This window comes from Aeromicrobium sp., from assembly GCF_036676885.1.
In the GTDB taxonomy this organism is placed as follows: domain Bacteria; phylum Actinomycetota; class Actinomycetes; order Propionibacteriales; family Nocardioidaceae; genus Aeromicrobium.
The window spans coordinates 1-7,357 of record NZ_JAKFCB010000142.1 but is presented as its reverse complement, the minus strand read 5'-3'; the positions used below and the strand labels follow the sequence as shown (position 1 = coordinate 7,357).

Annotated in this window: 3 protein-coding genes; 1 reads left to right on the top strand and 2 read right to left on the bottom strand. The window is 70.2% G+C overall.

From position 1 onward, the window contains the following. The first annotated feature begins 119 nt into the window (after positions 1-119). Complete coding sequence (locus V6M46_RS07155) at positions 120-4,175, top strand: alpha-(1->3)-arabinofuranosyltransferase domain-containing protein (RefSeq protein WP_332663301.1); 4,056 nt, start codon at positions 120-122, stop codon at positions 4,173-4,175. On the opposite strand, the gene V6M46_RS07150 is transcribed toward V6M46_RS07155, so the two are convergent. Continuing rightward, complete coding sequence (locus tag V6M46_RS07150) at positions 4,076-5,299, bottom strand: acyltransferase family protein (protein WP_332663299.1); 1,224 nt, start codon at positions 5,297-5,299, stop codon at positions 4,076-4,078. The two genes, V6M46_RS07155 and V6M46_RS07150, sit on opposite strands and share 100 nt — an antisense overlap. Next, positions 5,296-7,131 carry a hypothetical protein gene (locus tag V6M46_RS07145; RefSeq protein ID WP_332663297.1) on the bottom strand — a complete coding sequence of 612 codons (1,836 nt, stop codon included), beginning with the start codon at positions 7,129-7,131 and terminating at the stop codon, positions 5,296-5,298. Before V6M46_RS07145 ends, V6M46_RS07150 begins: the two co-directional genes overlap by 4 nt. Between the last annotated feature and the right edge of the window lie 226 nt (positions 7,132-7,357).

Here is a 7,357-nt window from a genome sequence, read left to right as displayed (position 1 = left end):
GCCGCCGAGGTGGTCGCGGTGATCCCGCGCTATCTGCCGCGTTGGTCGTGGTGGGTCCTGCGGGTCCCGGTCCTGCGCGAGCTGGTGACCTGGAACCTCGCGATCGTCCTGAGGAAGAGATGACCGACGAGCCCATCGAGCTCGAGGCGGCCGAGCCGGCCTCGACCGGCATCTGGCGCTTCCGGCTGGTGGCCTGCTGCTTCGCACTGGTGGCCATCGCCTTCGCGCAAGCGCCGGGCAACATCGTGACCGACACCAAGCTCGACCTGAGCGTCGACCCGCTCGGCTTCATGGGTCGCGCCCTGACCCTGTGGGACCCGCAGGGCGCCTTCGGTCAGGTGCAGAACCAGGCGTACGGCTACCTGTTCCCTATGGGCCCGATCTTCGCCCTGGGGCACCTGGCCGACGTGTCACCGTGGGTCACCCAACGACTGTGGTGGTCCCTGCTGCTCGTCGTCGCCTTCCTCGGCACTGTCGTCCTGCTGGGGGCGATGCGGATCGGCAACCACTGGACCCGGATCCTGGCCGGCTTCGCGTTCGCGCTGTCACCGCGCATGCTCACGGTGGTCGGCGCCTCGTCGGTCGAGATGTGGCCGTCGGCACTCGCTCCGTGGGTGCTGGTGCCGCTCGTGATCGGGATGGACCGGGGAGACCCACGACGACAGGCGGCGCTGAGCGCGTTGGTCGTCGCGCTGGTCGGAGGAGTCAACGCGGCGGCGACGTTCGCCGTGATTCCCCTCGCGGCGTGGTGGATCTGGTGCGCGCCGCGCAGCAGACGCCGTCGCACCATGATGCTCTGGTGGCCGCCCTTGGTGCTGGTGGGGACGTTGTGGTGGCTCCTCCCGCTGCTGCTGCTCGGCCGCTACAGCCCGCCGTTCCTCGACTACATCGAGGCGGCGTCGAACACCACGTTTGCGTCGACCGCGCTCGACGCCCTGCGCGGCACGACGAACTGGGTGGCGTACATCGACACCAACTCCGACGCCGGCCGCCTGCTCATCACGGAGCCGTTGCTGATCCTCAACGGCGGGCTCGTCGTGGTGCTGGGCATCGTCGGTCTGTCGCGGCGTGACCTGCCGTGGCGCGGCTTCCTGGTCACGGGCCTCTTGACGGGGCTCGTGCTGGTGACGCTGGGTCACGTCGGCTCGACCTCGGGCCTTGGCTCCGAAGCCTTCCGTGACCTGCTGGACGGTCCGCTCGCGCCCCTGCGCAACACGCACAAGTTCGACGTCGTCCTGCGGTTGCCGCTGGTCATCGGCCTGTGCCATGCCGTCACGAGGCTGACCCAGGGACGTGTCGTCGACGAAGCCGGACGGCGCCGGCCCGATCCGCTCGCGATCGGGGTGGGGCTGCTTGCCTGCACCGCGGTTCTCGGGGCCGCTGTCCCCGCCTGGACGGGACACCTGGCACCGCGCGGGAGCTTCCAGTCGGTGCCGCAGTACTGGGCCGACACGGGCGAGTGGATCGGCGATCACGCCAAGGGCACGACGCTTGTCACACCGGCGACGTCGTTCGGCACGTACGCCTGGGGACGTGCCGGCGACGAGCCGCTCCAGCCCTTGTCGACGGGGCCGTGGGCGGTCCGCAACGTCATCCCCCTCGCGCCCGGCGGCAACATCGAGATGCTCGACACGATCTCGAAGGCGCTGGCCACAGGGGAGGGAACGCGCGGCCTTGCCGACTTCCTGCGGCGAGCCGACATCGGCACCGTCGTGGTGCGCAGCGACATCGATCGCAGAGGCGGCGTCGTCTCGCCGGAGCTGGTGCGGGCGACGCTCGCCTCGACCCCCGGCATGCGACGGGTCGCGACGTTCGGCCCGAGGATCGGTGGCGGCCCGGACGTGCTGAGCCCTGCCGGCGACCGGGTCTTCATCGACGAGGGCTGGCGCGCGGATCGGCATGCCGTCGAGGTGTTCTCGTTCGAGGGGCCATGGCGTGATCGTCGCGTCACGGTCGACGGCCGGTTGGATGCCTTGATCGGCGGGTCAGGGTCGCTCCTGTCGCTCGACGAGCTGGGCGTCACGAGCGGTGGTTCCACGGTCATGGCGAAGGACGTCGCCGGCAAGCCACCGAGCGGCACGATCCTGACGGACGGCAACCGGCGACAGGAGGCGTCGTTCGGGGCGGTGCAGCGCAACCGTTCGGCCTCGCTGACCCCGCAGGAGCCCTACCGCGCCGAGCGACGGGTTCACCGGTACGACCAGGAGGCGCTCGAGCGCTGGACCACGACCCCCGACCTGCGCGGCGCCCGCTCGCTGAACGCCTCGTCCTCGCAGTCCGACATCGGCGCCCTGCCGCGCACCGACCCGTCGGCGCAGCCCTGGGCCGCCTTCGATGGCGACCCCGGCACCGCCTGGCGGCCGGACCTCGCCCATTCGGATCGGCGTTCGTGGCTGCGGCTGCGGCTGGACCGGCCCACCTCGATCGGCACGGCCACGATCGCGCTGGATCTGCCCGCCAGCGAGACCCGCCGGATCACCGTCTCGACGGACTCAGGTGACCGAGCCGTGACCGTGCATGGCAGCGCGCCGGTGTCGGTCCCGATCGGCCGCGTGGATCGCGTCGAGATCTCGGCCCGCTCCACGTTGTTGCGACCCGTCGCGATCAGCGAGGTCGAGCTGCCCGGCGTGGCGCTCTCACGGCCGCTCGTCATGCCGACGATTCCCCAGGGGTGGGCCGCACCCCACGCGATCTTGATGCAGGGAGCTGAAGGCCGGACCTCGGGCTGCCTCGACGTCGGGGGCGCAATCCGGTGCTCCGACTCGCACACCGAGCGGGTCGAGGACGACCGCGATCTCGACCGCGAGCTGACGATTCCGGCCCGCCGTGACTACGACGTACGGATGCGGGTTGCGCCGCGAGGCGGTGCTGCGATCGATGAACTGCTGCAGGAGGGACGCCTGGTCACCGTCACGACGAGCTCACAACAGACCGACTCGCCGATTGCCGGCGCGATCGCAGCCGCCGACGGCAGCCTGAGGACGGGTTGGGTCGCAGAGGCCGACGACACCGACCCGACCATCAGCATGCGCTGGGTGAAGCCCGAGAAGGTCGACACGCTGCGGCTCCGTACTGCCGTCTCGCTCGCGGCATCGCCGGTGTCGTCCGTGGTCGTGGCGTTCTCCGACGGCTCACGGCAGAGCGCGCAGGTGGACGAGGACGGCGTCGTGCGGCTGCGACCCGTCGAGGCGACATCCGTGGAGGTTCACCTCTCGGCCGACGAGCGGGTCTCCTCGTTGGGGTACGACGGCGGCGGCACGCCCTTGCCGGTGGGCGTCAGTGAGTTCCGGGTCGACGGAGTCGGCGGGCTGCCGGTCGTCCTCAGTGACGTCGAGCGCACGCACCCGTGTGGCAGCGGCCCGACGCTCGTCGTCGACGGTGTGCCGCGACGCACGCAGCTGGTCGCCTCTCCCGCGGCGCTCCACCGTGGCGAGACCACGGAGGTCACGTGGTGCGGAACCGGCGAGGTGGAGCTGACGGCAGGCAAGCACCGCATCACGACGCTCGGCACGTCGACGATCCGTCCGGTCGACATCCTGCTCAGCGTCCCGGACGACCGCCCGTCCGGCGTGGAAGGGGTCGTCTCCACGGGCCACAACGAGAACACCGGGTGGTCCGCGACGACGCCTTCCGGTGAGGCGTCCCCTGTCGTCCTCGACGGCTGGCAACAGGGCTGGCAGGTCGAGGACGTGTCGGATGCGGCGGACCTGTCGGAGACCTATGAGCCCGGCACTGCCTACCGGATCATGCTGGGCATCGGCGCGTTGCTGTTCGCGTGCTTGGTGGGGTTCTGCCTCATTCCCGGTCGCGACGGTCGACGGTGGGCGTCAGTCGGAGCCCACCGCGGGGCGCGGTCCGGGTTCCTGACGACGGCTGCTGTCGGCGTCGCCGTCCTGGTGGCCGGGCTGCCTGGCCTGGCTGCGTCGGTGGCCACGGTCGTGCTCGTCGCGGCCCTTCGGCGCTGGCCGGTCGCCGCCGCGGGTCTCGGCGCAGGTGCGGTCGGCGCCGGCGTGATGTTCGCGGTGGCTGAGCCGTGGGCCGGCCTCGACAGCTGGAGCGGCGCTCGTGCGCTGCCTCAGCTGCTCGTCCTGGCGGGCGTCTCGGCCGTGGCCGCCGCAGGCTTGCGACGGCCGAGGTTCTTGAGCCGCAGGAAGGGAAGTTCGACCACCCGATAGAGCACCTCGGAGATGGCGAGGCTCACCGCGAGGACAGCTCCGAGCACGAGCCACATGTTCTCGGAGAACGGTGTGAGGTCGAGGCGGTCGAACATGACCGCGATGACGATGACGTGGCAGCAGAACAGGCTGTAGGAGATGTGGCCCAGATGGCGGAGTGCAGGGTGCGCCATGATCCGGGCGTACACCGTCGAGGGGTTGCCGAAGATGCTCGGCAGCACGACCGCGGCGGCGACGATGCCGAACAGGATCGCGCGGCAGACGAGCTGCGTGGACGTACGCCCGACGAGGGTGACCGGGCCCACGATCGGGGTGCTGGCGACGAACATGACCGCAGCCGCGATGACCCAGCAGGTCCACGGGGCGGCCGCGGCGGTGCGGCACCAGCGGGTGGCCGCGAGCTCCTGGCCGGGGACTGCGTGGCGCCGGTCGACGTCGAGCACGGCGAAGCCGATCCCGATCGAGAACCAGCCGAGGTAGCCGGGAAGTGCCTGGGTGACCCAGCCTCCCCATGGCGCGAGCGGTCCTGCTGCGAGCGCGACCCAGACGAGCGACCCGAGGGCGATCACGCCCAGGACGGCGAGCACGCGACCCGGGCGCCACTCGCGGCCGGCGACGAGCCGGACGAGCACGGCCATCAGCAGCGGCAGGGTGATGTAGAACGCGACCTCGGTGGCCAGGCTCCACATCTGGCTCAGTCCTTCGAGCGGCAGACCGTCCTTGTAGATGTCGATCAGGAGGAGCGAATCGATCGCGCGGGGCAATGACGTGCCGGCGTTCTGGGGGACCAGGAGCACCGCGGCGACGACCGCGACCCAGTAGACCGGCAGGATGCGCAGGACCCGCTTGAAGGCGTAGCGACCGGCCGAGTCGCGTCGCGCGCCGGTGCGCAGCTGGCGCAACCACGGGTAGGACAGGAGGAATCCTGACAGGACGAAGAACAGTGCCACGCCCACCTCGAGGCGCTGGGTCATCGCCCCGAGCAGCCCGTGACTGTAGAACCCGGTCCAAAAGCCCACGTGCGTCATGACGACCCAGACCGCCGCGACCGCGCGGATCGTGTCGAGGCCGGGAAAAGTCGGCGCGGTCGGCGGGATCTGATCGGTCGCGCTCGGGCCGGTCACGTGATCCACCTGATGGGGCCTGCGCGCACGATGTCGACGCACAGCTCCGTGCCAGGCGTCTTCGACCGCAGCGTCAGCGTGCTGTACGCGCCGTCAGTCAGGAAGAAGTACGTGTGAGGGCCGGGCGCAACCTCGAGATCTGCGACCTCGCGCCCGTCGGCCGTGACCTCGACCAGGCCGGCGCCCGAGGCGACGTAGTTGATGCTGGTCCACGGGAACGTGTCCATCCGGTCGCGATCGAGCGTGATGGCCGCCTCGGTCGGGCCGACGCGCACCCCGCACCCCGGAATCGCGTCAAGACGCGTTTCAGCACCGCCATTGACGATCGCCTGCCGGCTCCTGCCGGACTCGTCGAGGATGCGCAGGTCGTTGCCCGCCTGCGTCGTCTGCACCAGGTCACCGTATGGCGCCAGAAGGTGCGATGGCAGATTGCTCGGATAGTGCAGCGACAGCTGCACGAGGTCAGGCACTTCGACATCGGCGATCGGCGACGGATCGGCACGGAGGGTCGAGACCGCGTTGCTGACGAAAGCGCGGGCGACGAAGTCGTCGTGCCACGGCGCGGCATAGCGGGCAGTGCTCACGAGGCTTCCGGCCACGACCACCACCGCAGCAGTACCCAGGAGCCGGCGCGGCCAGCGCCCGAGATCCGCCGGACCCGGCAGCTGGCGCCGGAACGCGGGGGCACCGTCGATCAGGAGCGGCATGGTCGCAAGACCAATGGCAAGTGCCGTGACCGGCAGCGCGTCGGCGAGGTAGCGCGAGACGAGGCCGGCGCTCGCGCCGACCTGCAGGCCACGACCGAAGACCAGAGCCACAAAGGTGACGGTGAGCTGTGCGACCAGGATCGCCACAGCGGCCCCGGCCGGTCCGGGGTTGCGGCGGACCAGCCAGGCCGCGGCGCCGACCACCACGATCGTGGCGGCGATCTCGAGCCCGGCTGGTGCGGCGGCGAGCGCGACCGGATCGGCGAACACGTCCCATCGCCAGGGGCCACCAAGCAGGGAGGGGGCCCACGAACCCGTGATGAGGTTGCGCAGGAGCTCGAGCGCCGGCGAATCGCCGCTCGCCTCGACGGGCGCGGGCGTCGTACGGGCGTACACGACGAGGTAGCCGACCCCGATCGCGATCGGCGGCACCGTGAGGAGCAGGTGCTGGCGCACGAGATCATAAGGTCGTCGCCACCAGGCACCCTGGGTCAGGAACAGCGCGATCAGGAGCGTGACCGGGACCGCCATCGCGAGACCGCGAGGCCCGGCGAGCACTGCCAGGGTGATCGCACCGGCCGCGCCGAGCACCCAGCGCGGACGACGTTCGCGTGCCCAGAGGACAACGCAGGTCACGAGCAGAAAGAACGCGATCTGCATCGGCAGTGCATTGAGCGAGGCGGACCACCACATCCCCGCCTCCACGCCCATGGGAGAGATCAGGAACAGGCCCAGGGGAACCAGGATGCCCCAGCGGTCCCCGAACAGGGTCCGCAGCATCAGCAGGCACGTCAGCGCCGCGAAGAGCTGCAGCGTGAGGGTGATCGACGCGGCGGCGAACCACGAATAGCCGTTCGCCTGGGCGACGACCCAGGAGATCGCGCGGCCCAACGGCATCAGCTGGCTGTCGTGGGGAGTGAACAGGAAATCCACCGACAGCCCTTGGGTGTGCGCCTCCTCGATGAAACGGAAGTCGTCGCTGTAGAACCACGCCGGCAGCACGACCCACGCCTTGAGACCCAGGCTCGCAACGACCATGGCGCAGGCCGTCAGGCGTACCCGCTGCGCCACCGACAGGTGCGCGGGGACGATTGCCCGGACGGGCGACAAGGCAGGGGCACTCACAACCGTCGATCCTGCCATTCGCGGGGGTCACCGGAGCAGGGAGTACCGGTCACAAACGTCGTCAAACGTCGCGTACTGACCGTAACCCGAGTTGACCCCCTGGGGTGTTACGGTCAAGCGTTCATAACCGTGGAGGGAGCCCACAGTGAGTAAGAAATTGGGGACAGTCGCGCTGTTCCTGGGCGCGTTTTTGCTGGCATTGGCCGCATTGTCCAAGTTCTACATG